Below are 25,698 nucleotides of genomic sequence, written 5' to 3'. Positions count from 1 at the left end.
CGACCTGCGCCGGGAGCGACGTGGCGACTCGTCAGACACCGCGACGAGCGACCACCAGAGGAACGCCCGTCGCGGGATGCGGGAACACGTCGACCGGCTGGCCGTAGACGGCCTCGATCCGCTCGGCCGTGAGGACGTCGGCGGCCGCACCCGTCGCGGCGACCCGGCCCTCCGACAGCAGCGTGACCCGATCGGCATGGGCGAGCGCGGCGTTGAGGTCGTGCAGCACGATCGCGACGGCGATGCCGGCATCCGCCTGGGTGCGGATCAGGCGCATCACGTCTTCGTGGTGCTTCAGGTCGAGCGCCGCCGTCGGCTCGTCGAGCAGCAGGATGCCGGTGCTCTGTGCGATGACGCGAGCCAGCGCCACGCGTGCGCGCTCGCCACCCGACAGCGAGGTCACCGCGCGCGACGACAGCGCCCGCACCTCGGTCGACGCCATCGCGTCGGCGACGATCTCGTCGTCGTCATCCGCAGCTCCCGTGCGCGCCCACGGTGCGCGGCCCATGCGCACGACCTGTTCGACGCTGAACGGGAACGACACCGCGTTCTCCTGCAGCAGCACCGCTCGGGCTCTCGCCATCTCCTGCGCGCGGATGCCGCCGATCGGCGCCCCGTCGAGTGCGACCTCGCCGGATGACGGGCTCACGTCGCCCGCGAGCACGCCGAACAGCGTCGACTTGCCCGCGCCGTTGGGGCCGACCAGCGCGTGGATCTCGCCCGCCCTGACCTCGATCGACGCGTCGTCGAGGATCGCGCGCTCGCCGCCGACGAGCACGGTGACGCCGGTCGCCTGGAGGCGGGTCGTCGCGTCGACGGCGCTCATGCCCATCCTCCTGACCGACGGCGCGTGCGCACGAGCAGCCACAGGAAGAACGGCCCGCCGACGAGTGAGGTGATCATGCCGATCGGCAGGTCGGCCAGCGGCACGGCGGTGCGTGCGACGAGGTCGGCGACCGCGATCAGCAGCGCTCCGCCGAGCGCCGAGGCGGTCATCAGCGGAAGGTGCGCGGGGCCGATGATCATGCGCATCAGGTGCGGCACGACGAGGCCCGCGAAGCCGATGATGCCGGCGAAGGCGACGGCGGCGCAGACCAGCACTGCGACCGTGACGATCACGACCATCCGCAGCAACTCGACGTTCACCCCGAGGTGACGGGCGGTGCGCTCGCCGAGGGCGAAGAGGTCGAGCTGCGGCGACACGATCAGTGCGACGACGATGCCGATGGCGACGAGCGGCGCGACCAGGGCGACGTTCGACCAGAGTGCGCCGTTGAGTGACCCGAGCTGCCAGAACACGATCTGCTCGCGCGTCGACGTCGTGCCGAGGAAGGTGAGGAAGGCCATGCCGGCGCCCGCGATCGCATTGATCGCGATGCCCGTCAGCAGCAACGTCACGACCTCGGTGCGACCACCCGATCGGCTGATGAAGTAGACCGCCAGCACGGCCGCGAGCCCGCCGAGGAACGCGAATGCCGGGGTGGTCCACATGCCGAAGGAGGCGAGTCCCAGCGTGATGCTCGCGGCGGCGCCGAGCGCGGCACCGGACGAGACGCCGACGACTCCGGCATCCGCGAGCGGGTTGCCGAAGATCGCCTGCATGAGCACGCCGGACACGGCGAGGGCCGCGCCGACGAGGAGTCCGAGCACGAGACGGGGGAGGCGCAGGTTGTAGATCACTCCGTAGTCGGTGGTCTCAGTCGGGGCCCACGCGGTGTCGATCCCGATGCCGCGAAGCAGCACTCCGATCAGGTCGGTCGGAGAGAGCGAGTACTGACCGCTCGTGATCGACACGATGCAGGTCACCACGAGAGCGGCGACGAGGCCGACGATGACGAGCGTGAAGCGCAGTCCGCGGTGCCTCGACGGCGTGCGGGTGACGACCTCGGCGCTCACTTCGCGGTCTCGGCGGTCGCGAGCCCTGGAGCATAGAGAGCGCGGGCGATCGCACCGATCACGTCGGCCGAACGGGGGCCGAAGCTGAGGATCTCACTGTCGGCCATGTCGATCACGCGACGGTGGGCGCCGGCGGGGGTCTCGGCGATCGCCGGGATGCGCTCGATCAGCCCGTCGATGCCGTCGACCGACTCGAGGCCGTCGGTCATCATGACGAGCACGTCGGGCTTCGCGGCGACGAGCGCCTCGGCGGTCATCGGCTTCATGCCCTCCCAGCCGATCTCGGCGGCGACGTCGACCCCGCCGACGGCGTCGATCAGCGAGTCGGCCCCGGAGTCCTCGCCGAAGATGTAGTAGATGTTCGCGTTGCCGCGCACGTAGAGGAACAGCATCCTCGCCCGGTCGTCGGCGTCGGACGGTACGACCTCGGCGATCTCGGCCAGCGCATCGTCGAGGTCGCCGTCGAGGCGCTCGATCAGCGCGGCCCCGCGCGAAGGCACGCCGAGCGCCGCGGCGATCTCGGTGACGAGCTCGTCGGTCGTATCGAGTCGCCGGTCGCTCGAGATGACGACGATCGTGATGCCGGCGTCGCGCAGCTGCTGACGGATCTCCTTGGGACCGATCGTGGTGTCGGTGAGGATGACGGTCGGCGCCAGCTCGAGGATCGCCTCGGCGTTCAGCGTGTGGCCGGTCTTGGTGACCACGGGGAGGTCTTCGGTGTCGGCGAACATGGTCGACGAGTCGCGGCCGACGACCTGATCGCCGAGGCCCAGGGCGAAGACGGTCGAGGCGATCGTGCCCGAGATGTCGATCGGCAGGATGCGGTCGACATCCGTGATCTCGACCTCCCGGCCCTCGCTGTCGGTGACCGTGACGGGGAGTCTAGGCGCGGTGTCGTCGGCGACCGGCTCGATCGCGTGGCTGGAGAGGCAGGCGGTGGATCCGCCGGTCGCGCTGCGTACGTCGGCGACGAGATCGAGGTCGGCGAGCGGAACGGATGCCTGGGGGCAGGTATCTGCAGTGTCGCTCTGGTGCGGTGCGGCGGAGGCTCCCGGGTCTGCGCACGCGGCAAGGCCCACGGCGAGAGTGGCAGCGAGGAGAAGGGCTGGGGCGCGTCGCATTAGGCAAGGCTAACCTAAAACTTGACTCTGCCTCGCGGCCGCCTCTATTCTCAGGAATCGAGCTTACTTAGCTGAGCCTAACCAACAATCACCCTCTCGCCCGACCGCACAGCGGCACCGCCGGCGCGCACCGATTTCGCGCGCCTCCGAGCCTGGAGAATCGTGAACGCCACAGCCACAGCATCCACGGGGAGCAGCCGCATACGCGTGCTGGTCGCCGCCTTCGTCTCCCTCCTTCTGATAGCGGCCGGTGCGGTGATCGTTCCCCCCGCTCATGCGGCCGGCGGATCCGTCGTCGCCTCGGTGACCTCCGCGAGCACCACGGGCATCACGGTGCAGGTCGACGCCTCCGGTCTTACCGATGTCGCGAGCGTGTATGCCGCGCTGATCGTGAAGGGCACCGAGAGCGGACTCTCCGGCCCCGGTGGGGGATACGCCGCCTTCGCGCAGCCGTTCCCCGCAGTGGCCGCCGGTGCGAGCTCGTTCTCGCTGACGGCACCGGCCGGCTCGCTCGACCGCACGAAGGTGTACGAGGTGCTCATCTGGCAGCAGCACTCGGTGCCGGACGCTCAGACCATCTATGCCCGGGGCGACGTCGCCATCTCGGGCGCGCAGTGGGATGCGGTCTTCGGCGTGGAGTCGACCGACCCGGGCACCGACCCCGGTACCGATCCGGGCACGGACCCCGGTACCGATCCGGGCACGGACCCGGGTACTGATCCAGGAACCGACCCGGGCACGAACCCCGGAACCGGCCCCGCTTCGCCAGCGATCGAAGTCTTCCTGGCTGACGGCACGACGCCGGCCGGCACGACGGCGCTGAAGGCGGGCGACAAGGTCATCGTGAAGGGGTCGGGTTACGATCCGACCGCGAACGTCGGGGGCCGCGGTGTTCCGATTCCGGCGAACCTCCCGCAGGGCACGTATGTCGTTTTCGGCAACTTCGCTTCGACCTGGCAGCCCTCCGCGGGCGCCGCGGGCGCAACGCGCTCCGTCGGGGCTCAGGCGTGGGCGCTGTCCGAGACAGTTCTGAACCAGGTTCCGGCGCAGTTCCAGGGCGCGATCCGCGCACAGTGGGTGAACATCACAGCCGACGGCACGTTCGAGGTGACGGTGACGCTGAAGGACACCCCGACGACCCCCGGCGCCTACGGCGTCTACACCTACGGCGCCGGTGGCGTCACCAACGCCGCTCAGGAGAAGAGCGTCGCCCTCAACTACTCGGGCGCACCCAAGGTCACTGTCGTTTCGGCGGTCGCGACAGGTGACCCCGGAATCACCACGACCGTGACCGGCTCCTCGTTCGGCTCGGCGACGGGCGTCTACGCGGCGGTCATCGAGAAGGGCACCGAGGCGAACGTGACTGCAAGCGGCGGGTTCGCCGCCATGCACTACGTTCGCGGCATCACGGGTGGTGCGTTCTCGGTCGATCTCACGGCGAAGGCGGCAGATCTCGATCGCACCAAGAGCTACGAGGTGATCGTCTGGACGCAGCACACGCTGCCGAACGCCCAGACGATCCTCGCTCGCGCGGCGGTCACGGTCAGTGACGCGGACTGGGATGCCATCGAGCCGACGGCTCCGGCCGAACCTGCGATCCAGGTGTTCCTCGCTGACGGCACGACTCCGGCCGGTGCCCACGCGCTGAAGGCGGGTGACAAGGTCGTCGTGAAGGGCTCGGGGTATGACCCGACCGCGAACGTCGGTGGCCGCGGCATGCCGATCCCCGCGAACCTTCCGCAGGGCACGTACGTCGTGTTCGGCAACTTCGCCTCGACCTGGCAGCCCTCGACGGGCGCGGCCGGCTCGACGCGTTCGGTCGGCTCGCAGGCGTGGGCGCTCGCAGAGAGCGTGTTGAATCAGGTTCCCGCGCAGTTCCAAGCCGCGATCCGCGCGCAGTGGGTCGACATCGCCGCCGACGGCACCTTCCAGGCGACCCTGACGCTGAAGGATGCTCCCGTGACACCGGGCTCCTATGGCGTGTATACCTATGGCGCCGGCGGCGTCACCAATGCGACGCAGGAGAAGAGCGTCGCCCTCAACTACGGCACCGCCTCGGCCTCGCTCACATCGACCGTGAAGTCCGCGACGGCGGCTGACGGTCTGACCGTCACTGCCGCCGGTTCGAGACTCGGTGACGTGACGGGTGCGTATGTCGCGCTGATCGAGAAGGGCGCCGAGGCGGATGTCACCGCCGGCGGCGGCTTCCTGGCGATGGAGTACGTGCGGAACATCACGGGTGGCGCGTTCACCGTCGACCTCAACGCGGCGGCCGAGAGCCTCGACCGGACGAAGACCTATGAGGTCATCGCGTGGCAGCAGCACACCCTCCCGACCGCGGACACGATCCACGCACGCTCGACGGTGAAGATCACGGATGCGCAGTGGACGGCCCTGCTGGGTGCTCCCGTTGAGCCGGATGCTCCGGCTCTCACGACCGCGGTGAAATCCGCGAGCGCGGCTGACGGTCTGACCGTCACTGCGTCAGCGAAGAATCTGGGCGACGTGACGGGTGCGTATGTCGCTCTGATCGAGAAGGGCACCGAAGCCGACGTCACGGCCGGTGGCGGCTTCCTCGCGATGGAGTACGTTCGCGGCATCACGGGTGGCGCGTTCACCGTCGACCTGACTGCGGCCGCTGATGCTCTCGATCGTTCGAAGACCTATGAGGTCATCGCGTGGCAGCAGCACACCCTCCCGACCGCGGACACGATCCATGCACGCTCGACGGTGAAGATCACCGGTGCGCAGTGGAACGCGCTGTTGGGCGCGCCGGATGCTCCGGCTCTCACGACCGCGGTGAAGTCCGCGACGGCGGCTGACGGTCTCACCGTCACTGCCACCGGTTCGAGACTCGGCGACGTGACGGGTGCGTATGTGGCTCTGATCGAGAAGGGCACGGAGGCGGATGTCACGGCTGGCGGCGGCTTCCTCGCGATGAAGTTCGTGAAGGGCATCCAGTGGGGCGCGTTCTCCGTCGACCTCAACGCGGCGGCCGAGAGCCTCGACCGGACGAAGACGTATGAGGTCATCGCGTGGCAGCAGCACACCCTCCCGACCGCGGACACGATCCACGCACGCTCCACCGTCGAGATCACGGATGCGCAGTGGAAGGCGCTGTTCGGCGAGAAGCCCGAGACCCCGCCGACGCCCCCGAACCCGACGACTCCGACGTCGCCAGCGGTCTCGGTGCCCGGCGGCTCGCTGCGGTGGGGCATCTCGACGTCCTTCACGGAGTATGTCGTCGGCGGTATCGCCAAGGGGTCGATCGACGTCTCCGGCGGGGCGACCCGTTCGAACGGCGTGTTCCAGTTCGGCCAGACGGTCGGGGGTGACTACAACGCGGCGACCGGTCTCGGCAGTGTGATCTATCGCGGCTCGGTGCGCTTCACCGGTCACAGCGGTGTCCTCGATGTCACGGTCTCGAACCCGCAGGTCACCGTCACCTCCGCAGGCGCGGCGACGCTGTCCGTGACGCATGGCGGCGCCCAGGTGCCCTTCGCGACGCTCGACCTGTCACGAGCCGCCATCACGACGGCGAACGGCGCGGTGAGCTACTCGGGCGTGCCCGCGTCGCTGACGGCCGAGGGGCGTGACCGCGTGCTTGCGGGCTTCTCGACCAATCTGGATCCCGTGTCGTTCACGATCGGCTCGGTAGCGGCGGCTCCGACCGGCACCACCGGCACGGTTGCGGCCGCCGTGGTGCAGCCGAAGGCCACGCTCCCCAGCACACCGCCGGCGACGACGGGCATCGAGATCACCGACGAGGATCTCGCGGCGTTGCAGTCAGGAAAGTCGGCGACGTTCTCGGCATCGGGATTCCAGCCGAACGAGACCGGCATCAAAGTCGTCGTGTACTCGACGCCCGTGCTGCTCGATACGATCTCGGCGGATGCGTCGGGTATCGCGACCTGGACAGGGTCACTGCCGGCCAGCCTCGAGGACGGTCCGCACACGCTGACCCTGCAGGGGTCGGTCGTTCGCGGGCTCGAGTTCACCCTGACGCGGCAGACTGCGGCGATCGGGGCGTGCACGGTCGACGGCGCCACTCTCGAATGGGGATACAAGGAATCGTTCCGCACCTACATCGAGGGCATCGCGGCCGGGGGCTGGACGTTGACCGACGTGGTCTACGAGTACCCCGACTTCGTGTGGTCGAACGGCGCGGGTTCGTTCGACGACGAGACCCTCGCGGGGCTCGTCGGGTTCGGCGGCAGCATCAACTTCACCGGTCATGAGGGCGCGCTGAACACGACTCTGGCCAACGCCCGCCTCGAGCTCGCTGGCGATACCGGCTATCTCGTGTTCGACGTGATCGGCACCACGCAGGACGGACAGAGCGTCGACCAGAAGGATGTCCGTCTCGCCGAGTTCGCGCTCGGAGACACGACCGTCGTCGACGGGATGCTGTCGCTCGACGAGATTCCCACCTCCCTCACCGAGGCAGGTGCCGCCGCCTTCGGCACCTACGCCGCCGGCGAGGAGCTCGACCCGGTGACGGCGCAGATCCCTGTCGCGGCCGAGTGCGGTGTCGTGGCTCCGGCAGAGGACGAGCCCGCCGAGTCCCAGGACGCGGCAGCCGCCGCATCCGTCACGGCTGCCGCGGACACCGACAGCGTCCCGGTGTGGCCGTGGATCGTCGGAGGCCTGGTGATCGTCGTGCTCGCCGTCGGCGGAGGCGTGCTGATCGGGCGCCGCACTGTGGCGAAGTCGACCGACGCCGAGGTCCCGACCGAGGTCTGATCCTCTGCAGGGCAGCACCGCCCTCCCCGCAGCGCACGCGGGGAGGGCGGTGCCCTGCGCAGGTGGGGAGCGACCCACAGGCAACGGTGGGACAATGGACTCATGTCCTCCCCCGATTCCCCCCAGACGGTCGAGGCGACCGTCCGCCGCGTGCCGCGTTTCGGCGTGTTCATGGGCATCGGCGTCGTGCTCGGGATCATCGCCGCCGGCATCCTCACGATGGTGGGCAGCTACGAGCCGTCCGACGCTGTCAACGTCGTCTACCCTCCGGGCCAGGTCTTCGGCTTCCTGCTGCTGTGGACGGTGCCGATCGGCTTCGCGCTCGGCAGCGTCGTGGCCCTCATCCTCGAGCGCACGGCGCGACGGCACGACCGGGTCGTGCACGTCGAGCACGAGACGATCATCGAGAGCGACTGACACCCGCCTCGCGGATCAGGCCAGCTCCGCGATGATCGGTCGGATCGCCGCGTCGAACGACACCACATCGCGTCGCAGGCCGTCGGTCACCGCGACCGTCAGGGCGCCGACCCACCAGATGCCCCGCTGCGAGAACGGCAGCACCTGGACGTTGAGCTCGAACGAGTGCGCCCGCCGACCGACGTCGCGCTCGAACTCGGCGATGGCGCTCGCGTAGGCGCGGTACGCGTCGCCGCCGATGGTGCCGCCCGTCGAGCGGTTCCCCATCGAGCTGCGGATCGAGGCGACGTACCTGTCGTGCGCCACGCGTGCGAAGTGCAGGGCAGAGTCGGCCTGCGGTGCGATCGCCGCGGTCAGCTCCTCGGCGCCGGTCGCGGGGAGGGCGACGAGCGTGTCGAACCCTTCGACGAGCTCGAGCGGCACCCCCGAGGGATGCGCTCTGGGCTCGACCGTCATGTCCCAGTACTCGCGCCACTGCTTCTCGAGCGTGGGTGTGACCTCGGCGGCGTCCGGCGCGCGCACCGGCAGGTCGCGCAGGCTCGGGAGGTCTTCGGGAACCCGGATGCCGAGCGACTGCCGCAGCGCGAGCGCGACGAGGACGGGAACGCTCGCGTCCTCGCGGATCAACCATTGCGGCTTGTCGGCCATGGCCCCATCGTAGGAGACGCTCACGTCATCACGGCAGTGTCGACCGAAGAGGGCTCGGGCATCCGCCTGCCGGCCGACGGGGAATGATGGAGAGGCGCAGGATCACATCCGGACGATGGCTCCTGGTGAGACCCGTCGCCTGCCGGGCGCTAGGCTGGAGGGGTGGCTGCCTCCCCCACCAATCCCTATTCCGAAGCCGGCGTCGACACCGCTGCAGGTGATCTCGCCGTCGAGCTGATGAAGTCGTCCGTGCGCGCGACGCACGGTCCTGAAGTGCTGGGCGGTGTGGGCGGCTTCGCCGGCCTGTTCGACGCCAGCGCGCTGCGCGACTTCCGCCGACCGCTGCTCGCCACCAGTACCGACGGCGTCGGCACCAAGGTCGCCATCGCGCAGGCCATCGACAAGCACGACACGATCGGCCAAGACCTGGTCGGCATGGTCGTCGACGACATCGTCGTGGTGGGAGCGAAGCCGCTCTTCATGACCGACTACATCGCCTGCGGCAAGGTCTTCCCGCAGCGCATCGCCGACATCGTGCGCGGTATCGCCGAGGCGTGCACCGCCACGGGCACCGCGCTCGTCGGCGGCGAGACCGCCGAGCACCCCGGGCTCCTCGGACCCCGCGACTACGACGTCGCGGGTGCGGCGACCGGTGTCGTCGAGGCCGACGGCATCCTCGGCGCCGATCGCGTGCAGGACGGAGACGTGGTCCTCGGGGTCGCGTCGAGCGGTCTGCACTCCAACGGCTACTCGCTCGTGCGTCACATCGTGACGAACGCGGGCATCGGCTACGGCGACAACGCCGCCGACTTCGGCATGACGTGGGGCGAGGCCCTGCTCGAGCCGACCCGTCTCTACACGCTTCCCCTGCTGCGTCTCATCGAGAAGCTCGGCCCTTCGACAGGCTCAGGAACTGGTGGCGTGCATGCGCTCACCCACGTCACCGGTGGCGGCATCGCGGCGAACCTCGCCCGTGTGCTCCCTCAGGGCAGCTGGGCCGAGGTCGACCGCAGCACGTGGTCGCCGAGCCCGATCTTCCGGGTGCTCAGCGACATCGCGGGTTCGACGCTGGAGTCGGCCGAGGGCACCTGGAATCTCGGCATCGGCTTCCTCGCGATCATCTCGGCGGATGCGAAGGATGCGGCGATCGCCGCCCTCGCGGCCGAGGGCATGCCCGCATGGCAGGTCGGCACGGTGGGCTTCGGAGCCCGCCCGTCCGGCGAGTTCGAACAGGGCGCCAAGGGCGTCGACGGCGGAGCGGTGCGCCTGATCGGCGCCTACGCGGACGGAGCGAAGTAAGAGTCCATGTGCGGCATCGTCGGAATGGTGGGCTCTGCCCCGGTCAATCAGGACATCTACGACGCACTCCTGCTGCTGCAGCACCGCGGCCAGGATGCGACGGGCATCGCCACCGCTGAGGCGAACGGCGTCATGCACAACGCCAAGGCGCAGGGCATGGTCCGCGAGGCGTTCCGCACCCGCGACATGCGCGCGCTGCTGGGCAACGTCGGACTCGGACACGTGCGCTACGCGACCAAGGGCACCGCGTCGAACGAGGAGGAGATGCAGCCGTTCTACGTGAACGCGCCGTACGGCATCATCCTCATCCACAACGGCAACCTCACCAACACCCGTGAGCTCACCGCCGACATGGCCCAGCGCGACCGTCGCCACCTCAACTCCTCCAGCGACACCGAGCTGCTGCTCAACGTGCTCGCCGGCGAACTGCAGAACACCACGTCGACGGTCGACCTCGACTCCGAGCGGATCTTCGAGGCGGTCGAGCGCACGCACGAGCGCATCGAGGGCGCCTACGCGGTGATCGCGGTGATCGCCGGGTACGGTCTGCTGGCGTTCCGCGATCCCTTCGGCATCCGTCCGCTGATCCTCGGCCGTCGTCCGTCGACGGTCGTCGGAGCGGAGGGGCGCGACGAGTGGGTCGTGGCCAGCGAGTCGCTCGTGCTCGAGAACGCCGACTACGAGGTCGTGCGCGAGATCGAGCCCGGCGAGGCGATCTTCATCACGAACGAGGGCGAGCTGCACAGCCGCCAGTGCGCGAAGGATGCCACGCTCGCACCGTGCGCGTTCGAGTACGTGTACCTCGCGCGTCCCGACTCGGTCATGAACGGCGTCTCGGTCTACGAGTCGCGTCTGCGCATGGGCGACAAGCTCGCCGACACCATCGCGAAGCACGTCCCCATGGACAAGATCGACGTGGTCATGCCGATCCCCGATTCCTCGCGTCCCGCGGCCATGGAGGTCGCGCGCAAGCTGGGCATCGAGTATCGCGAGGGCTTCTACAAGAACCGCTACGTGGGTCGCACCTTCATCATGCCGGGGCAGGCGGTGCGCAAGAAGAGCGTGCGGCAGAAGCTCAACGCCATGTCGACGGAGTTCCAGGGCAAGAACGTGCTGCTGATCGACGACTCGATCGTGCGCGGCACGACCTCGAGGGAGATCATCCAGATGGCCAGGGATGCCGGCGCCACGTCGGTGACGTTCGCCTCGGCGGCGCCCCCCGTGCGGTATCCGCACGTCTACGGCATCAACATGCCCTCGCGTCACGAGCTCATCGCGCACGGCCGCACCATCCCCGAGATCGCCGCCGAACTGGGCTGCGACCACCTGGTGTACCAGGAGGTCGAGGACCTCAAGGCCGCGATCACCGAGGGGTCGGTGCTCGACGATCTCGACATGAGCTGCTTCGACGGCCGGTATGTGACCGGCACCGTCTCCGACGAGTACCTCGCGTGGGTGGAGGGGTCGCAGACCTCGTGACCTCGGGTGCGCAGCCGCTGTGGCGTGGACGCGCGCTCGCCCTGATCGGCATCGTCCTGGTCGCGTTCTCGCTGCGATCGGCCGTCGCCTCGCTGTCGCCGGTGATCGACCATGTCGCCGAGGACTTCCCTGTCTCGTCGGTCGTCGTCGGCCTCATCGGGGCCGCTCCGCCGGTGTGCTTCGCCGTGTTCGGCCTGCTCACTCCGCTGTTCGAGCGGCGTTTCGGTCTCGAACGCGTCGCGGTCGTCGCGATCGCACTGATCGCGGCCGGTCTGCTGCTGCGCAGCCTCGCCGTCGACTCGACGTCGCTCCTCGCCGCCACCGCCGTGGTGTTCGCGGGCGTCGGCTCGGGGAACGTGCTGCTGCCGCCGCTGGTGAAGAAGTACTTCCCCGATCGCCTCGGGCTGATGATGACCGTGTACTCGACCACCATGGCCGTGTCGACGTTCGTCCCGCCGCTGGTCGCCGTTCCCCTCGCCGACACGGCGGGATGGCGCGTGTCTCTGGGGCTGTGGGGCGTGTTCGCCGCGATCGCCCTGGTGCCGTGGGTGACCATGCTGCTCGCGCACCGCACGACGGGCCCCGCGGCGAGCGTGCCGGCGTCGGGTTCGGCGTCGACGGATGCAGAGGCGGATGCCGACGCTGATGCCGCCTCGCTGGCGACCGGCCCGATCGGCACGTCGCCCGCCAACCCCCGGGTGTTCGGTCGACTGTGGCGCCTGCCCCTGGCCTGGTCGATCGCGCTGGTCTTCGGGGCCTCGTCGACCGTGGCCTACGTCTCGTTCTCGTGGCTGCCCACCATCATGATCGACGTGGGCGGGGTCTCGCCCTCGAACGCGGGGCTGCTGCTGTCGCTGTTCGGCCTGATGGGGCTGCCGTGCTCGCTGATCGTCCCCGTCCTCATCGTGCGCTTCCAGGCGACGCGACCGGTGTTCTTCTTCGCGATCACCTCGGGACTGATCGGCCTCGTCGGATTCCTCTTCTTCCCGACCGTCGGGCTCCCGCTCTGGGTCGTGCTGTTCGGCCTCGCGCCGGCACTGTTCCCGCTCGCGCTGGTGCTGCTGAGCATCCGTGCCCGCACGCCCGAGAGCGCCGTCGCGCTGAGCGGTTTCGTGCAGAGCATCGGGTATGCCGTCGCGGCCGTGTTCCCCCTGCTGATCGGCCTGCTGCACGACGTGACCGACAGTTGGGTGATCCCCCTGTGGGTCCTGGTCGGTGCGCTGATCGTCGTCATCCCCGCGGGCTGGGTCGCCGGTCGGCGACGGACGATCGAGGAGGACTGGGAGCGCCGATACGGACGGTGGTGACGCGCGCCTGACGGTGCTGCGGGGTCAGGCCGGCGCGGGAGTTCCCTGCGCGGTGGGCAGACGCACCTCGTCGCCGAGCCGGATCGTGCCGGACGAGACCGAGCCCTCTAGCGTCGCGGGAAGCAGCAGGCGTCCCAGCGTCGGGTCCTCCTGAGCGAGGGCGCCGGTGAGGGTCGTGAGCACCTTGGCGTCGCGGACGCCGGTGTCGGGGTTCGCATGTGTCGCGAGACACCGCACGATGGGTCCCTCCGTCTGCAGTGTCACCTCGCCGATGCGCACCTCGCCTGACCAGTAGAGCTCCTCCCAGGCGTCGACGCCGTCGATCACGATGTTCGATCGGAAGCGGCGATCGTCGACGTCGATCCCGAGTGCGCCGCCCAGTGCGAGAGTGCTCGCTCGTCCGTGCACCGAGACGAAGCCGCGAGCGCGGTCTTGGAAACGCGCCGTCTCACCGTCGCCGACGAGCACCAGCGGCAGACGACCCGGGCGCGAGAGCTTGCGGCCCTCGGGGCTGGCGAGGACGAACTCGGTGACGGCCTCGGCCAGCGCGGTGCGACCGTCGGCGTCGAGGCCGGCCTCGACCAGCAGGTCGCCGCCGTGTTCGATCCGCACCCGACCGGAGGCATCGTCGTATCGGGTGCGGAGCGCGGCCACCGAGGGGAAGTCCTGCAGTGAGAGACCCCGCGCCTTCGGCCAGTGGTCCAGACCGTCCTCGCGCCGTTCCGGTGTCGCAGCGTCCGCGAACCGGAAGGCGAGGACACGGTCGCCGGCGACCCTGCCGTCGGACTGCACGTGCAGCTCCTCGACGGACTCGGCGGTGAAGCCCTTGAGGGGATGGCGGTACAGGGCGACCACGTGGGGCATCAGGGCATCCTCTCGGAGGGGCGACGACACGGGGAACCGGTCGCCGGGTACGACGAAACCCCCGCAGGTCGTGCGGGGGAGAAGTCGAACAGAGGGGCGATCAGGCCTTCTCTAGTTCATCCTCGTCTTCGTCTGCGTACTCGTCGGCCCACTTGTCGACGTACGCGTCTTCCGAGTCACTCGGGTGCGCGAGCTCACGTTCGAGCGCCGAGTAGTTCACCGACGGACTGAATGACTTCAGTTCGCGAGCGATCTTGGTGTGTTTCGCCTTTTGACGGCCACGGCCCATGCGCGAGACCCCCTCACGAGTTAAGCTGCGGGCAACGAAAGCCCGAGTCATTCACGACACCGGCTGAAGGCCGGTAAGAGTAGCATTCAGAATAGCACGCGGGCGGACCGACCTGGCCCGTCGGCAGGCTGGTGAAGGGAGCGATCCTCATGACCGAGAGCAACGCCGAGCACGCCGATGAGGCGGCGCAGAACGCGACACTGCAGAAAGCGGTCATCGTCGGGATGCAACCGGGCCAGGCGCCCAGAGTCATCGAGGAGGCCGCGCGCTACGCCCGACTGTTGCGCGTGCCACTGGTCGTGACCCATGTCGACGTCACACGTTTCGTCACCTACGAGGATCCTGACGGATACGTGCATTCCGCCCCCATCGACGTCAACTTCGACGCCGGTACGGCCGAGTTCGAGGCGGTGCAGGCTCAGGCTGCCGCAGTGCTCGACGGATCGGGGCTCACCTGGACCGCGAGACAGCTCGTCGGAGATCCCGCCCTCGCCATCAAGCAGCTCGCCCACCGCCTCGACGCGCAGCTGATCGTCGTCGGCACGCGCAAGCGGGGCATCGGCGAGTCGATCAGGGAGTTCTTCACGGGTTCGGTGGCGGCGCGACTCGCGCATCGTCAGCATCGGTCCGTGCTGGTGGTCCCACTCGAGGAACCCGTGCCCGACACACAGCCGGAGATCTGGACGGAGTAGGACGCGCGTTTCGTCTCGTCGCTGCGCTCCTCGCTCAACGAGCGGAGTGGATCCGGTCGTTGAGCGAGCGGAGCGAGACGAAACGCGCAGTACGTCAGCGCCCCAGCGAGGCGAGTGCGGTGGTGATGCCGCGGGCGGCGGCATCCAAGCCGTCCTCGAGCTGCGTCACCACGGATGCCGGCAACGTGCCGCCCTTCGCGATGTGGGTGCGCAGGTCTGTACGCACCCGGGCGCGGAAGGCGTTGATGACGGCATCCGCTCGGTGCATCTCCTCGCGGGTGAGGGAGCGCTCGTCGTCACCCGCACTGCGGGGACGGGACGGCGATGCGGCGCGATCGTCCTTCGCCGCGGTGGCGAGGTCGGCACGGAGACTCTTCATGGCCTCCTTGACGCTCTGGCGCACCTCGTTGGCGATCAGCCGCACCGAATCGGTGAGCCCCGCTTCGATGCCGGCGAGGTCGCCTTCTCGTGAGGCGAGCTCGGCGCGTCCGGCGTCCGTGATCGCGTAGATGGTCGTGCGACCGTCAACGGTCTTGCTCACGAGACCCTCCTCCTCGAGCTTCGCCAGCCGGGGGTAGATCGTGCCGGCGCTGGGCGTGTACGTCCCACCGGTGCGGTCCGTCAGTGCCTGGATGATCCCGTACCCGTGCTGAGGTGCCTCGGCGAGCAACGAGAGGAGGTAGAGCCTCAGGTCGCCGTGCGAGAAGACCGCAGGACTCATGCTTCCCACTCCGCATCGTCGGTGATGGATGCCGGCGAGCGGCGGAGCACCGTCACGCCGCCGGAGACCGAGTTGGCGCGCAGGTCGACGAAGCGCCCGGCGAGCTCGCCGGTCGAGCCGGTGTAGTTGCTGGGGCCCGACGTGTTGCGCTCCACGCCGTCGATGAGGAGGCGCCCGCTCAGCGAGCGGATGACGTAGTTCGCAGCGAGCGACTCGTCGAGGCGCACCGTGGTGCCGCCCGACACGGAGTTCACAGTGATGGTGTTGACGTCTCCCGCGGCGTCGACCAGCGTCGAGCCGGACACGATGTCGACGGTCGCGCGACGGACGGTGCCGGTGACGGCGACGTCGCCCGAGACGCTGTTCGCGCTGATCGATCCGGTCAGCCCGCGCACCTGCACGTCGCCGGACACCGAGTTGACCGTGAGGTCGCCGATCAGGGTGTCGACGATGAGGTCGCCGGAGACGGTGTTCAACCGTGCGTCGTTGCGGATGCCCGACACCAGTGCGCCGGCGCTCACGACGCCCAGGTTCAGGGCGATCGAGCGGGGGACCGCGACGCTGACCTCGGCCTTGGGTCCTCCGGAGCCGAAGTTGCGGAACACCTCGAGGAAGTTGTCCCAGCCGAGCTGCGGGTGGTCGATCTCGACCTCGCCGTCGTTCGCCTCGATGCGCAGGTCCTTGGTGGTGACACCGTGCACCTCGATGCGGATGCCGGGTTCGTCGTGCGCGATCACATCGACCTGACCGCCGACCAGGCCGATCTTCAGTCGGGTGACGTTCTCGATGTCGATCACGCGTTCTTCGCCGGGGGCGACGAGCCACTTCTCGGTCATGTCTGCTTCTCCTGTGTTGAGCGATCACGATATATCGTGTTCGGTCAGCGTAACACGATATATCTCGAATCTGTCAACCCCTCATTCGGCCTGCGTCTGAATCCGCCGGCGTCGGGAGAGGATGACGGAGAGCACCGCTCTCCCGTCACCGAAGATCGGGACGAGGAAGACGGCGTGCGCCAGGTACCAGAGGTGCAGGTGCGACTGCGGGGCCAGCAGCAGGAGCGCTGCGCCCACGGCGACGCAGGTGCCGGGCCCGGCGAGCGCCGCGAGAACCGCATCGCGCCCGCTGATCCGGCCGTGCGCACTGACCGACAGCCGCCAGAGTGTGCGCTCGAGGGTGATCGCCGTGACCCCTTCTGCGCGCGAGAGCACGAACAGGTGCCCGAGCTCGTGCAGGCCGAAGGAACAGCAGAGTCCGAGGACGTACTGCACAGCGAGTGCGGCCACTGCATCCGCTATCCCCGTCTGCTCGGTGACGGCGGCGAGGGCGGCGGTCGCCGCGACCAGCGCGCCGAAGGCGAGGTGAAGAGGCCAAGCCGCGAGGAGAAGCCAGCGGCAGACGAGGCCCGCGCCGACTCGCTCGGCACGGGCCGACCACATCTCACCGACCCCCGGCGAGGAGGTATCTGCGCCGCTCGACGAGCGCATCGTGCACGGCGAACACGGCGAGGATGAACACCGTCACCACGACGATGCTGAGGATGATCGGCAGCGGGTCGTTCAGCCCTGCTCCCAACTGGGTGGGCCCGTCAGCGCTCGGATGCACCTCGACGAAGACCGCCCCGAAGAAGCCGAGCCGTCGGCCCTCCGTCGATCCTTCCGCGAACATCAACCAGATCGCGGTGGCGATCGCCGCCCCCGCGGTGACGACGAGCGCTCCGACCGCGCTCACGGCGGTCCTCAACAACCACTTCATGACGAGCGGTCCTTTCTGTTCTGTCCATCCCTGCGATGGAGAGTGCGGCGGAGAGGAGAGTGAGGAAGACCATCACCCCGACGGTGAACGGAGCCGGGAGCCCGAGGAGGTTCGTGCCGAGCATGATCGTCCCCACCACCAGCCCCGCGATGGCGACGCCGGCGATCACGGAGAACGGGTTGCCCTTCTCGGGAGGGAAGGCGATCCCGGCGAGGGTCAGGACGACGATGTTGGACGCCGCGAAGCCGATGACGGTGAGGATGGCGTCGGCGGGCGCTCCGGTGAGGGCCGAGAGAGCGCTCATCGGGACTGCGATCAGCGCGAGAGTCGCCAGCTGCGGGCCGAGGATCAGGAGATAGCGCATCGACGGGCCGTGCCGCCGTGGCCCGGTGGCACGCAGCGACTCGGTCGAGACGAAGGAGTAGACGGACTGCACCGAGACGGCGATGAGCAGGAGGGGCGGGAGGCGGACGTTCGCGAGGAAGAGGGCGTACGACCCCGCCAGCGCCAGGCCGATCACGGTGATGGTCTCGATCGCCCGGATGTGGGCCGAGAAGTAGACGCCGAATTCCGTCGACCCGAACAGACGGGGAACGACGGCGAAGCGCCGCGTCGGCTCGAACTGCCGAGGCGCCATCGCGATGACCGCGAGCATGAGCAGCGCGACGCAGGGGGCCCACACCGAGAGCGCGGCGATCAGTCCGTGCGCTGCGGCGATGTCGGCGAACACGAGCGAGGGGGCGAAGTAGTCGTCGCCCTGACCCACCGCCGCGAAGAGCACCGGCTCGGACTGCGCCGACACTCCGAGATAGACGACGGCCATGGCGGCCGCGAGCGCCACCGGCACGAGGAAGGCGCGGAGCCGGGCGAGACGGATGCGCAGGAGCAGCCGCTCGAGCGCCAGGTACGCGACGCTCGTGAGCAGATAGGCGACGACCGCCGGCAGGACCACACAGGTCAGGATGTCGTCGAGGATGCTGACGCCGCCGATCGAGAGTGCTCCGGAGACGACGGCGCCGAGCGCGAACGTGACGGCGATCGCGACGAGCAGTGTCTCGAAGAGCAGCACGCCGAGGCCGCGCGCCCGATTGGTCAGCGGGAAGGAGAAGGTGAGCTCGATCAGATCGCCGGCCTTGAGGAACAGCACCCGCACGACGGTGAACGCCGTGAGCACCCAGAGCGGTATCGAGACGCCCACGACACGCAGCAGGGGAGGGAGCTGCTCGGGCTCGACGATCAGCTGTCGCAGGGCGAGCACCCCGAACGCGCAGAAGCCCACGAACGCCGCCGCGACTGCGGCGACGAGCACCCAGCGGACGGCCGTGACGCGGAGCATGCCGCGGCGGAGGATGCGTCGGACGAGGAATGTCCAGAGGAATCCGGCCAGCTGCAGCGACGGCCTCATGGCGATTCCTGCGTGCGGGCGATCGCGATCGCCCGCCTGACCAGCGCGTCGACCGATCCGACGTCGTCGAGTACGCGTGCGGTGGGGAGGTCGAACGCGATCTCGCCCCGGCACAGCACGATCACGCGGTCGCAGACGTTCTCGAGGAGGCGGAAGTCGTGGCTGCACAGCAGCAGTCCCCGGTCGTCCGCGATGCGGGCGGCATCGATCTCGAACTCGAACAGCGCGTCGACGTCGACGCCGTTGAGCGTCTCGTCGATGATCGTGAGGGGTCTGCCCAGCGAGAGCGCCGAGACGAGCTGGATCTTCTTGCGCATCCCGTGCGAGTAGTCCTCGATGAGGTCGAACTGCCGCGCCCCCATCTGATAGCGATCGAGCAGGTCGTCGACGGCGGCGGCGTCGGGAGTCGTCCGGTAGAGACGATGCATCAGTTCGATGTACTCGCGGCCGGTCAGGAACTGCGGCAGGGTGTCGTTGCTCGCGATGTAGCAGAGCAGTTCGCGCGACGCACGGGTATGGTTCGGGCGGCCGTCGATGGTGATGCTGCCTCGCCGCACCTGCAACAGGTCTGCCACGAGGCGGATGAGCGTCGACTTGCCCGAGCCGTTCGGCCCGACCAGACCGACTCTCTCGCCCGGCGCGAGCGAGAACGAGATGTCGCGAAGGGCCGACGCCCGCGCCGAGTACCCGAAGGTGACGTCGGCCACCTCGAGCAGGGCCCGGGCATCGGGAAGCGGAGCGCCGTCGCCTCCGTGCATCGGCACCGATGCACGGAGGCGACGTGGGTCTAGACGCATTCGATCCACACGGAGACGCCGGTCTTGCCCCACTTCCAGTTGCCGCTGAATCTGCGACCACCGGCGGAGAAGAAGCACCACAGCGCCAGGGCCGCCAGGAACGCGACCCCGAAGACGAGGATCGCCGCCATCAGCACCAGCCACCACGCGTCCATCCGCAGGATCGCATCGTCGATCGCGTCCTGCGCACGCCGACGCATCATCGTCGGTTCGATTGCCGCCAGTAGGGACATGTACACCACCTCCATAAATTCGTTACAGCGAGAGGCTGTGCTGCCTCTAGAACGTAAACATAGTCATATGAGAGCAGAATGCTGACATACGTTGACGCTGGGTGCAACTCGGTTGACCTTGACGCTGCGTCAACTCCTAGCGTGGGGACATCGCATGACGGACCCACGAGAGGAGCAGTGATGGCAGGGAGGGAGTGGGCGATCCAGGAGGTCGCAAGACTCGCGGGCACCACGAGCCGGACGCTGCGCCACTACGACGCGATCGGGCTGCTGCCCCCGTCGCGTGTCGCCCGCAACGGGTATCGCCAGTACGACGAGGCCGCGCTGCTGCGTCTGCAGCGCATCCTGCTGCTGCGCGAACTCGGGCTCGGGCTGCCGCAGATCGCAGAGGTCCTCGACGCGTCGACCTCTCGTGGCGGCGAGCAGTCCGCACTCAGGACCCACCTGGCGCTGCTGCGCGAGGAGCAGGGCCGGCTGGCGCGACAGATCGCGTCGGTCGAGACCACCATCGAGACACTGAGAGGAGGTGAGGAACTCATGGCAGAGAACATGTTCGACGGGTTCGATCACACCCGGCACCGGGATGAGGTCGAGCGCCGGTGGGGCCGCGAGGCATACGCCGACAGCGACCGCTGGTGGCGGGGGATGACCGAGGGCGAGCGCGCCGACTGGCAGCAGCGCGTCTCCGACCTCGGCCGGGACTGGATCGCCGCCGCCGAGCGGGGCATCGATCCCGCATCCGACGAGGCCCAGGAGATCGCGCGACGTCATGCGGCATGGCTCACGAGCATCCCGGGCACGCCTGCGGCGGTGCCGGACGGCGACGTCAGGGGCTACGTGATCGGCCTCGGCGAGATGTACGTCGCCGATGCGCGCTTCGGCGCGAACTACGCGACGTCCGCCGGCGGCACGCAGGGAGCGGAGTTCGTGCGCGACGCGCTCCGCGTCTACGCGGAGAGCAGCCTGTGACCCGCAGGGATCCGCCCCGCCGTGGCAAGACCGAGATCGGATGCCGCGGCGGGGCGTAGGGTCGTGCCATGGCCCCCCGCCGCAGACGCACCGATGCCGCCCCGCTGTTCGCGGTGGCTGCGGGAGCCTATGCCGCGAACGTCGCGCTCGGGTCGGCCGTCGCCGCCAAGCTGATCGACACGAGTGGCTTCCGCTGGCTGCATCACGCGATCTACATCGCGACCTGTGTGGCCTCCGCCGCCGCGTTCTCGGCGCTCGTCTGGGGCCGACCGAGGCACGCCAGCCGCCGCGCGGCCCTCGTGCTCGCCCCCGCCGTGGCACCGCTCGCCGCCATCCCGTACCTGGGCACGCACAGCAGGCGGCATCCGCTCGTCGCGCTCGCCGCAGCGCCCTTCATCGTCGCGGGCCTGATCTGCTCGCGTCTCGTCACCGACCGGAAGTGAACGCATGGAACTGCTCGACGCCATCCGCCGCCGCAAGACCACGAACGGGCCGTTCCTCCCCGACCCGGTGTCGGAGGAGCATCAGCGCATACTGCTCGAGGCGGCGGGGCGGGCGCCCTCGCAGCTGAACAGCCAGCCGTGGCGCTTCGTGGTCATCGAGAACCGCGACACGATCGACAAGATCGCCCGCATCTCCGGCGAGAGCATGACCGAGGCGATGTCGAACGGCACGTTCTTCGAGCGGTACAAGCCGTACTTCCGCTTCAGCCAGGCCGAGATGGAGGAGAAGCGCAGCGGGATGCTGTTCGACAAGCTCCCCGCGGCGCTGCGGCCCTTCACGAGCCAGGTCTTCACCAAGCGCGGCCAGAAGCTGATGAACACGTTCGGCGTGCCCAAGACGCTGGGGGAGGAGAACCACAAGCTGGTCGGCGGATCCCCGTTGCTGCTCGGAGTGATGCTCGATCGCAGCGAGTACCGTCCGGGCCAGCTGTCGTCGTTCTACTCGGTGTTCAGCATGGGCGCGGCGATGGAGAACGTCTGGCTCACCACCGTCGAACTGGGCATGGGCATCCAGTTCATCTCGTTCCCGATGGAGGTGCCGGGGCGCTGGGACGAGATCAACGCGCTGCTGCGCGTGCCCGACGACCTGGAGCTCATGGCCGTCTACCGGCTCGGCTATCTGCCCCCGGAGCAGCGCCGGCCGGCGATCGACTGGTCGAGCCACCAGCGCAAGCTCGTCTCGCAGTACGTGTTCCGCGAGAACTGCGACGAGCCCCAGCAGGGGTGGGACTCGCCGCCTCCCGGGGCCGGCGCGCCGCCCCGGGACTGAGCGTCACCCGCCGCTCGTGCGCGGGAGCACCGTGAGGTCCTGAAGCGCGGGCCCCTCGATACGGGTGCCGTCGGGGGCGAAGCGCGAGGCGTGCAGCGGGCAGTCCCACGTGCATTCGGCGTCGTTCCACGCGAGCACGCCGCCGAGGTGCGGACACACGGCCGAGACCGCGCGGGTCACTCCGTCGACCGTCGAGATCGCGACGGGGCGCCCACTGCGTTGCGCGACGACGCCTTCTCCCTCGGCGGGCCTCGGCACGGGAACGGGACGGGACTCGGCGTCGATCCACCCGGTCGTCGCGGCCGCGGCGACCTTGGCCCCCTCGACCGCGCCGCGCGCGAGATCCGCGGGGACGGTGAGCCTCGTGCCGATCTTCACCATCCAGCCAGGACGATCGTGCCAGCTCGCCCCCAGGATCTCGGCGGTGAGTCGCAGGGCGGCGGCGGGGGCGTTCGACAGGCCCCACTTCGCGTATCCGGTCGCGAAGCGGATGCGGCCGAGCCCGCGCGGCATCGCGCCGACGAAGGGGATCTGGTTGTGCGACTCGTAGTCCTGGGCCGACCAGCGGTGGGTCTCCTCGGCCTCCGGGAAGCACGTGCGCGCCCACGACACGAGATCGTCGACGGCCGCCGCCTCGCCGTCGGAGCGTCCGACGGGGTGTCCGTTGCCGCCGACGACGAGTCGCGCGTCGCCGCCTGGTCCGTCCGCGGAGGACACCGGACGGATCGAGCGGGTCGAGCCGTCGACCGAGATGAAGGTGCTCTCGGGCACGTCGCCCGGCACGCGGAACGAGACGCAGTACGAGCGGAACGCGCGCATCTTGGCGAAGTACAGACCGCGGTCGAGGATCGGAGACCCGGTGGCGATCACGATGTGCTCGGCGAACAGGGGGCCGACCGGAGTCTCCACGCGCGGTTCGGGCAGAGCGTGGGTCGCGGTGACGCGGACGCCGGTGTGCAGGGTTCCGCCCGCGGCGAGGAACTCCGCAGCGAGGGCGTCGGTCACCAGGGCCGGATCGATCGTCACCTGCTCGTCGAGCGCCACCGCCCCCGCGAGGGGGAACGCGGTGGACGACAGCTCGGACCGCGAGAGCATCCGCGTCGGGAGTCCCGCCTCGCGCGCCGCCGCGTGCACCTGCCGCACCGCGTCGACTCCGCTCTCGTCCTGGGCATAGGAGTGATCGGTGCGCCGCTCGTACGAGACCCCGGCGTGATCGGCGAACGCGACCAGCCAGTCCATGCCCTCGCGGTTGCCGTCGACGTACGCCTGCACCAGCGAGGCCGGGTGGTGCGCGCGGATCTCGGCGAGGCGCTTGCCCTGCAGCAGGTTCAGCTTGCCGGTGTTGCCTCCCGTGGCGAGCTCGGCGACCTCTCCCGCCTCGATCACCGCGACATCGAGTCCGGCACGCGCGAGCATGACGGCGGTCGTCAGGCCGGTCAGGCCCGCACCGACGATGATGACATCGTGTCGCGCCCCCGGGTCGAACGGTGTGCCGGTGGGCGGGGTCCGGTCGAGCTTCCACAGTGGCTTCATGGCCCCAGTCTTCGTGCCGGGGCTCTCGATCCGCACCCGGTTGACAATCGCCGATCGCCTTGCCATGGCGAGGCTAGAGTTGCCGCGTGACCTCTCGCTCGCTGCTGCTCGTCTTCGCCGGCGGCAGCCTCGGCACGGCAGCACGGCTCGCCGTCGGACTCTGGATGCCGGATGCAGGCGGCGTGCCCGTCGCCACTCTCCTGGTCAATGTGCTCGGCGCGCTGCTCATCGGCATCCTCGCGGCACGGCTGCCGCAGACCACGGGTCTGCGGGTGTTCCTCGGCACGGGTGTGCTCGGCGGTTTCACCACGTACAGTGCGCTCATGACGAGCACGGATGCGCTCTGGGCGCACGCCCCGCTGCTCGCCGCCGCCTACGCCGGGGTCAGCCTCGTGCTCGGTCTCGCGGCGGCAGTGCTCGGGCTGCGGATCGGACGCCCTCGCTCGACCGTTCGCCGCGCAGGAGTCGACTCGTGAACCCCCTGTTGTTCGTCGCAGCGGCGCTCGCCGGGGGTGTGGGTGCCGTGCTGAGGTACCTCGTCGATCTCGGCGTCGCGACGGTCGCCGGTCGTCGCTTCCCCTGGGGCATCTTCGTCGTGAACCTCACCGGCTCGTTCGCGCTGGGCGTCGTGACTGCGGCGCTGCCCGATCAGGCGTTCCTCCTCGGCGCCGGTCTGCTCGGCGGCTACACGACCTTCAGCACCGCGATGCTCGACACGGTGGCGCTCTGGCGCGACGGCGAGCGCAGGGCATCCGCTTTCAACGCTGTCGGGATGCTGCTGCTCGGTCTGCTCGCGGCCGGTCTCGGGCTGGTGCTCGGCTCGCTGCTCTGACCTCGCTCTCCTGACACTGCCGCCGCGGGGTGGAGTCTGATGCTTGCGCCGTTCGCGCGCTCGGGCTAATGTCTTGCTAATCGTTTAACAGTTAATCGTTTAACACCCGATCCCGCTCGGCGCGATGCCCTGCACCCGTCAAAGGAGACACCGATGCCCCGCACCTTCCGCCGCACCCTCGCCGCGCTCGCCGCCTCTGCGGCAGCCGTCCTCGCGCTCAGCGCCTGTGGGTCATCGACCGGGGGAGAGAGCTCGTCCGGGGGAGACGTCACCCTCAGCTACGCCATCTGGGACGAGAACCAGAAGCCCGCGATGGAAGACATCGCCGCCGCCTTCCAGGAGGAGAACCCGAACGTCACGATCGACATCCAGGTGACGCCCTACAAGGAGTACTTCACCAAGCTGCAGACTGCGGCCACAGGTGGATCCGCCGCCGACGTCTTCTGGATGAACGGTCCGAACTTCCCGCTCTACGCCTCGAACGGCCAGCTCGCACCCCTCGACGACGCCGATATCGATGCCGCCGACTACCCGCAGGGCCTCATCGACCTCTACACGTTCGACGGGAAGCTGTACGGCGCCCCCAAGGACTTCGACACGGTCGCCCTCTGGTACAACAAGGAGCTCTTCGACGCCGCAGGCGTCGACTACCCGACCGCCGGCTGGACATGGGACGACTTCACCGCGGCGGCCGCTGCGCTCACCGACCCGGCCACCGGCCAGTTCGGTGTGGCCGCGAGCCAGTACGGCCAGGAGAACTACTACAACTCGATCGCGCAGGCCGGTGGCGAGGTCATCTCGGCCGACGGCACCGAGAGCGGCTACGGCTCGCCCGAGGCGCTCGCGGGCATCGAACTGTGGACCGACCTGATCGAGGCCGGGTCGTCTCCGACGGCGCAGCAGATGACCGACACCAACCCCGAGGATCTCTTCCTCTCGGGCAGGGTCGCGATGTTCCAGAACGGTTCATGGGCGGCCATCGCCTACGGAGACAACGACGACATCGCCGACAAGGTGAACGTGGCGCCGCTCCCGGAAGGGCCGGAAGGCAACCAGAGCGTGATCCACGGTGTGGGCAACGTCGCCAACGCGAAGAGCTCGCATCCTGCCGAGGCGCAGGCGTTCGCCGCCTTCGCGAGCGGTGAGAAGGCGGCGCAGATCCAGGCCGAGTCCGGCACGGTGATCCCCGCGTTCAACGGCACCCAGCAGGCATGGGTCGACGCCCAGCCGAAGTTCGACCTGCAGGTCTACATCGACGCCCTCGCCACCGCAGTGCCCTACCCGGTCTCGAAGAACACATCGGCGTGGACGAGCATCGAGAGTGAGGTGCTGTCGCAGGTCTGGTCGGGCGCCGTCGCCCCGGCAGCGGGTCTGAAGGACCTCGCCGAGCAGATGCAGGCAGCGCTCGATGCGGAGCAGGAGTAAC

At 69.2% G+C, this 25,698-nt stretch carries 26 protein-coding genes; 12 read left to right on the top strand and 14 right to left on the bottom strand.

The annotated features are described in order from the left end of the window. Positions 1–31: 31 nt before the first annotated feature. From FQ142_RS15665 to FQ142_RS15655, 3 genes are read right to left on the bottom strand one after another with little or no spacing between them, the layout of a single operon-like run. Complete coding sequence (locus FQ142_RS15665) at positions 32–826, bottom strand: heme ABC transporter ATP-binding protein (protein ID WP_149424035.1); 795 nt, start codon at positions 824–826, stop codon at positions 32–34. Then, complete coding sequence (locus FQ142_RS15660) at positions 823–1,896, bottom strand: FecCD family ABC transporter permease (protein WP_149424034.1); 1,074 nt, start codon at positions 1,894–1,896, stop codon at positions 823–825. Before FQ142_RS15660 ends, FQ142_RS15665 begins: the two co-directional genes overlap by 4 nt. After that, a complete protein-coding gene (locus tag FQ142_RS15655) occupies positions 1,893–3,017 on the bottom strand; it encodes a hemin ABC transporter substrate-binding protein (protein WP_149424033.1) in 1,125 nt (374 codons plus the stop codon). Before FQ142_RS15655 ends, FQ142_RS15660 begins: the two co-directional genes overlap by 4 nt. A 162-nt stretch (positions 3,018–3,179) precedes the next feature. Between FQ142_RS15655 and FQ142_RS15650 the strand changes: the two genes are divergently transcribed. Beyond that, positions 3,180–7,760 (top strand): HtaA domain-containing protein, encoded by a 4,581-nt coding sequence (locus FQ142_RS15650; protein WP_149424032.1) that lies wholly within the window; start codon positions 3,180–3,182, stop codon positions 7,758–7,760. Between the two features lie 102 nt (positions 7,761–7,862). Continuing rightward, positions 7,863–8,177, top strand: coding sequence for a hypothetical protein (locus tag FQ142_RS15645; RefSeq protein ID WP_056413504.1), 315 nt, complete (start codon positions 7,863–7,865; stop codon positions 8,175–8,177). Between the two features lie 15 nt (positions 8,178–8,192). Here FQ142_RS15645 and FQ142_RS15640 read toward each other — a convergent pair whose 3' ends face one another. Continuing rightward, complete coding sequence (locus FQ142_RS15640; RefSeq protein ID WP_149424031.1) at positions 8,193–8,825, bottom strand: zinc-binding alcohol dehydrogenase; 633 nt, start codon at positions 8,823–8,825, stop codon at positions 8,193–8,195. Between the two features lie 162 nt (positions 8,826–8,987). On the opposite strand from FQ142_RS15640, the gene purM reads away from it, so the two are divergent. The 3 genes from purM to FQ142_RS15625 are packed head-to-tail and all read left to right on the top strand — an operon-like array spanning position 8,988 to position 12,910. After that, positions 8,988–10,124, top strand: coding sequence for a phosphoribosylformylglycinamidine cyclo-ligase (gene purM, locus FQ142_RS15635; protein ID WP_149424030.1), 1,137 nt, complete (start codon positions 8,988–8,990; stop codon positions 10,122–10,124). A 6-nt stretch (positions 10,125–10,130) separates the two neighbouring features. After that, the gene (gene purF / locus FQ142_RS15630; protein ID WP_056413495.1) at positions 10,131–11,603 is read left to right on the top strand and encodes an amidophosphoribosyltransferase; all 1,473 of its coding nucleotides are present in this window, start codon (positions 10,131–10,133) and stop codon (positions 11,601–11,603) included. Continuing rightward, positions 11,576–12,910 carry an MFS transporter gene (locus FQ142_RS15625; RefSeq protein ID WP_262492170.1) on the top strand — a complete coding sequence of 445 codons (1,335 nt, stop codon included), beginning with the start codon at positions 11,576–11,578 and terminating at the stop codon, positions 12,908–12,910. Before purF ends, FQ142_RS15625 begins: the two co-directional genes overlap by 28 nt. Before the next feature lie 24 nt (positions 12,911–12,934). Here the strand turns inward: FQ142_RS15625 and FQ142_RS15620 are convergent, their stop codons facing one another. Together FQ142_RS15620 and FQ142_RS15615 are read right to left on the bottom strand one after the other, a co-directional pair. Beyond that, the gene (locus tag FQ142_RS15620; protein WP_149424029.1) at positions 12,935–13,774 is read right to left on the bottom strand and encodes an MOSC domain-containing protein; all 840 of its coding nucleotides are present in this window, start codon (positions 13,772–13,774) and stop codon (positions 12,935–12,937) included. A gap of 100 nt (positions 13,775–13,874) precedes the next feature. Next, complete coding sequence (locus tag FQ142_RS15615) at positions 13,875–14,063, bottom strand: DUF3073 domain-containing protein (RefSeq protein ID WP_045254362.1); 189 nt, start codon at positions 14,061–14,063, stop codon at positions 13,875–13,877. Positions 14,064–14,212: 149 nt separating this feature from the next. Here FQ142_RS15615 and FQ142_RS15610 point away from each other — a divergent pair, with 149 nt between their 5' ends. Beyond that, complete coding sequence (locus FQ142_RS15610; RefSeq protein ID WP_056418976.1) at positions 14,213–14,755, top strand: universal stress protein; 543 nt, start codon at positions 14,213–14,215, stop codon at positions 14,753–14,755. A 94-nt stretch (positions 14,756–14,849) separates the two neighbouring features. On the opposite strand, the gene FQ142_RS15605 is transcribed toward FQ142_RS15610, so the two are convergent. From FQ142_RS15605 to FQ142_RS15580, 7 genes are all read right to left on the bottom strand, one after another. Further along, positions 14,850–15,476, bottom strand: coding sequence for a PadR family transcriptional regulator (locus tag FQ142_RS15605; protein ID WP_149424028.1), 627 nt, complete (start codon positions 15,474–15,476; stop codon positions 14,850–14,852). Further along, entirely contained in the window at positions 15,473–16,312 is an 840-nt protein-coding gene (locus FQ142_RS15600; RefSeq protein ID WP_056413485.1) for a DUF4097 family beta strand repeat-containing protein, read from the bottom strand. Before FQ142_RS15600 ends, FQ142_RS15605 begins: the two co-directional genes overlap by 4 nt. Before the next feature lie 81 nt (positions 16,313–16,393). Then, complete coding sequence (locus tag FQ142_RS15595; RefSeq protein ID WP_149424027.1) at positions 16,394–16,915, bottom strand: hypothetical protein; 522 nt, start codon at positions 16,913–16,915, stop codon at positions 16,394–16,396. Between the two features lies 1 nt (position 16,916). After that, complete coding sequence (locus FQ142_RS17540; protein ID WP_157550753.1) at positions 16,917–17,081, bottom strand: hypothetical protein; 165 nt, start codon at positions 17,079–17,081, stop codon at positions 16,917–16,919. Next, a complete protein-coding gene (locus tag FQ142_RS15590) occupies positions 17,065–18,636 on the bottom strand; it encodes a hypothetical protein (protein ID WP_149424026.1) in 1,572 nt (523 codons plus the stop codon). The genes FQ142_RS17540 and FQ142_RS15590 overlap by 17 nt, the downstream gene beginning before the upstream one ends. Continuing rightward, positions 18,633–19,394: an ATP-binding cassette domain-containing protein gene (locus FQ142_RS15585; RefSeq protein ID WP_262492181.1), complete on the bottom strand. Its 762-nt coding sequence runs from the start codon at positions 19,392–19,394 to the stop codon at positions 18,633–18,635. Before FQ142_RS15585 ends, FQ142_RS15590 begins: the two co-directional genes overlap by 4 nt. Positions 19,395–19,423: 29 nt before the next feature. After that, entirely contained in the window at positions 19,424–19,666 is a 243-nt protein-coding gene (locus FQ142_RS15580) for a hypothetical protein (protein WP_149424024.1), read from the bottom strand. 180 nt (positions 19,667–19,846) lie between these two features. Between FQ142_RS15580 and FQ142_RS15575 the strand changes: the two genes are divergently transcribed. The 3 genes from FQ142_RS15575 (at position 19,847) to FQ142_RS15565 (ending at position 21,907) form a co-directional block, all read left to right on the top strand. Next, on the top strand, positions 19,847–20,635 hold the full coding sequence (locus FQ142_RS15575; RefSeq protein WP_149424023.1) for a MerR family transcriptional regulator: 789 nt from the start codon (positions 19,847–19,849) through the stop codon (positions 20,633–20,635). A 68-nt stretch (positions 20,636–20,703) separates the two neighbouring features. Next, positions 20,704–21,078: a hypothetical protein gene (locus FQ142_RS15570; RefSeq protein WP_149424022.1), complete on the top strand. Its 375-nt coding sequence runs from the start codon at positions 20,704–20,706 to the stop codon at positions 21,076–21,078. Between the two features lie 4 nt (positions 21,079–21,082). After that, positions 21,083–21,907, top strand: coding sequence for a nitroreductase family protein (locus FQ142_RS15565; RefSeq protein ID WP_045252746.1), 825 nt, complete (start codon positions 21,083–21,085; stop codon positions 21,905–21,907). Between the two features lie 3 nt (positions 21,908–21,910). Here the strand turns inward: FQ142_RS15565 and FQ142_RS15560 are convergent, their stop codons facing one another. After that, a complete protein-coding gene (locus tag FQ142_RS15560; RefSeq protein ID WP_149424021.1) occupies positions 21,911–23,440 on the bottom strand; it encodes an FAD-dependent oxidoreductase in 1,530 nt (509 codons plus the stop codon). Between the two features lie 86 nt (positions 23,441–23,526). Here FQ142_RS15560 and FQ142_RS15555 point away from each other — a divergent pair, with 86 nt between their 5' ends. The 3 genes from FQ142_RS15555 (at position 23,527) to FQ142_RS15545 (ending at position 25,697) form a co-directional block, all read left to right on the top strand. Next, positions 23,527–23,916, top strand: a complete 390-nt coding sequence (locus FQ142_RS15555; RefSeq protein WP_149424020.1) for a fluoride efflux transporter FluC — start codon at positions 23,527–23,529, stop codon at positions 23,914–23,916. Continuing rightward, positions 23,913–24,272 carry a fluoride efflux transporter FluC gene (locus FQ142_RS15550; RefSeq protein ID WP_149424019.1) on the top strand — a complete coding sequence of 120 codons (360 nt, stop codon included), beginning with the start codon at positions 23,913–23,915 and terminating at the stop codon, positions 24,270–24,272. Before FQ142_RS15555 ends, FQ142_RS15550 begins: the two co-directional genes overlap by 4 nt. A gap of 153 nt (positions 24,273–24,425) precedes the next feature. Continuing rightward, positions 24,426–25,697, top strand: coding sequence for an ABC transporter substrate-binding protein (locus FQ142_RS15545; protein ID WP_149424018.1), 1,272 nt, complete (start codon positions 24,426–24,428; stop codon positions 25,695–25,697). The last annotated feature ends 1 nt before the right edge of the window (position 25,698 follow it).

The organism is Microbacterium sp. ANT_H45B (assembly GCF_008369345.1).
Lineage (GTDB): Bacteria > Actinomycetota > Actinomycetes > Actinomycetales > Microbacteriaceae > Microbacterium.
The sequence above is the reverse complement of the archived record's forward strand: the minus strand, read 5'-3'. Positions and strand labels throughout refer to the sequence as shown.

Excerpts from the sequence above, each read along its gene's own strand:
- FQ142_RS15645 (WP_056413504.1), top strand. The coding sequence starts at position 7,863 with ATGTCCTCCCCCGATTCCCCCCAGACGGTCGAGGCGACCGTCCGCCGC.
- FQ142_RS15655 (WP_149424033.1), bottom strand. The coding sequence starts at position 3,017 with ATGCGACGCGCCCCAGCCCTTCTCCTCGCTGCCACTCTCGCCGTGGGC.
- FQ142_RS15665 (WP_149424035.1), bottom strand. The coding sequence starts at position 826 with ATGAGCGCCGTCGACGCGACGACCCGCCTCCAGGCGACCGGCGTCACC.
- FQ142_RS15565 (WP_045252746.1), top strand. The coding sequence starts at position 21,083 with ATGGAACTGCTCGACGCCATCCGCCGCCGCAAGACCACGAACGGGCCG.
- FQ142_RS15595 (WP_149424027.1), bottom strand. The coding sequence starts at position 16,915 with ATGTGGTCGGCCCGTGCCGAGCGAGTCGGCGCGGGCCTCGTCTGCCGC.
- FQ142_RS15610 (WP_056418976.1), top strand. The coding sequence starts at position 14,213 with ATGACCGAGAGCAACGCCGAGCACGCCGATGAGGCGGCGCAGAACGCG.
- FQ142_RS15545 (WP_149424018.1), top strand. The coding sequence starts at position 24,426 with ATGCCCCGCACCTTCCGCCGCACCCTCGCCGCGCTCGCCGCCTCTGCG.
- FQ142_RS15575 (WP_149424023.1), top strand. The coding sequence starts at position 19,847 with ATGGCAGGGAGGGAGTGGGCGATCCAGGAGGTCGCAAGACTCGCGGGC.
- FQ142_RS15605 (WP_149424028.1), bottom strand. The coding sequence starts at position 15,476 with ATGAGTCCTGCGGTCTTCTCGCACGGCGACCTGAGGCTCTACCTCCTC.
- FQ142_RS15585 (WP_262492181.1), bottom strand. The coding sequence starts at position 19,394 with ATGCACGGAGGCGACGGCGCTCCGCTTCCCGATGCCCGGGCCCTGCTC.
- FQ142_RS15590 (WP_149424026.1), bottom strand. The coding sequence starts at position 18,636 with ATGAGGCCGTCGCTGCAGCTGGCCGGATTCCTCTGGACATTCCTCGTC.
- purF (WP_056413495.1), top strand. The coding sequence starts at position 10,131 with ATGTGCGGCATCGTCGGAATGGTGGGCTCTGCCCCGGTCAATCAGGAC.
- FQ142_RS15560 (WP_149424021.1), bottom strand. The coding sequence starts at position 23,440 with ATGAAGCCACTGTGGAAGCTCGACCGGACCCCGCCCACCGGCACACCG.
- FQ142_RS15620 (WP_149424029.1), bottom strand. The coding sequence starts at position 13,774 with ATGCCCCACGTGGTCGCCCTGTACCGCCATCCCCTCAAGGGCTTCACC.
- FQ142_RS15615 (WP_045254362.1), bottom strand. The coding sequence starts at position 14,063 with ATGGGCCGTGGCCGTCAAAAGGCGAAACACACCAAGATCGCTCGCGAA.
- FQ142_RS15640 (WP_149424031.1), bottom strand. The coding sequence starts at position 8,825 with ATGGCCGACAAGCCGCAATGGTTGATCCGCGAGGACGCGAGCGTTCCC.
- FQ142_RS15570 (WP_149424022.1), top strand. The coding sequence starts at position 20,704 with ATGGCCCCCCGCCGCAGACGCACCGATGCCGCCCCGCTGTTCGCGGTG.
- FQ142_RS15580 (WP_149424024.1), bottom strand. The coding sequence starts at position 19,666 with ATGTCCCTACTGGCGGCAATCGAACCGACGATGATGCGTCGGCGTGCG.
- FQ142_RS15600 (WP_056413485.1), bottom strand. The coding sequence starts at position 16,312 with ATGACCGAGAAGTGGCTCGTCGCCCCCGGCGAAGAACGCGTGATCGAC.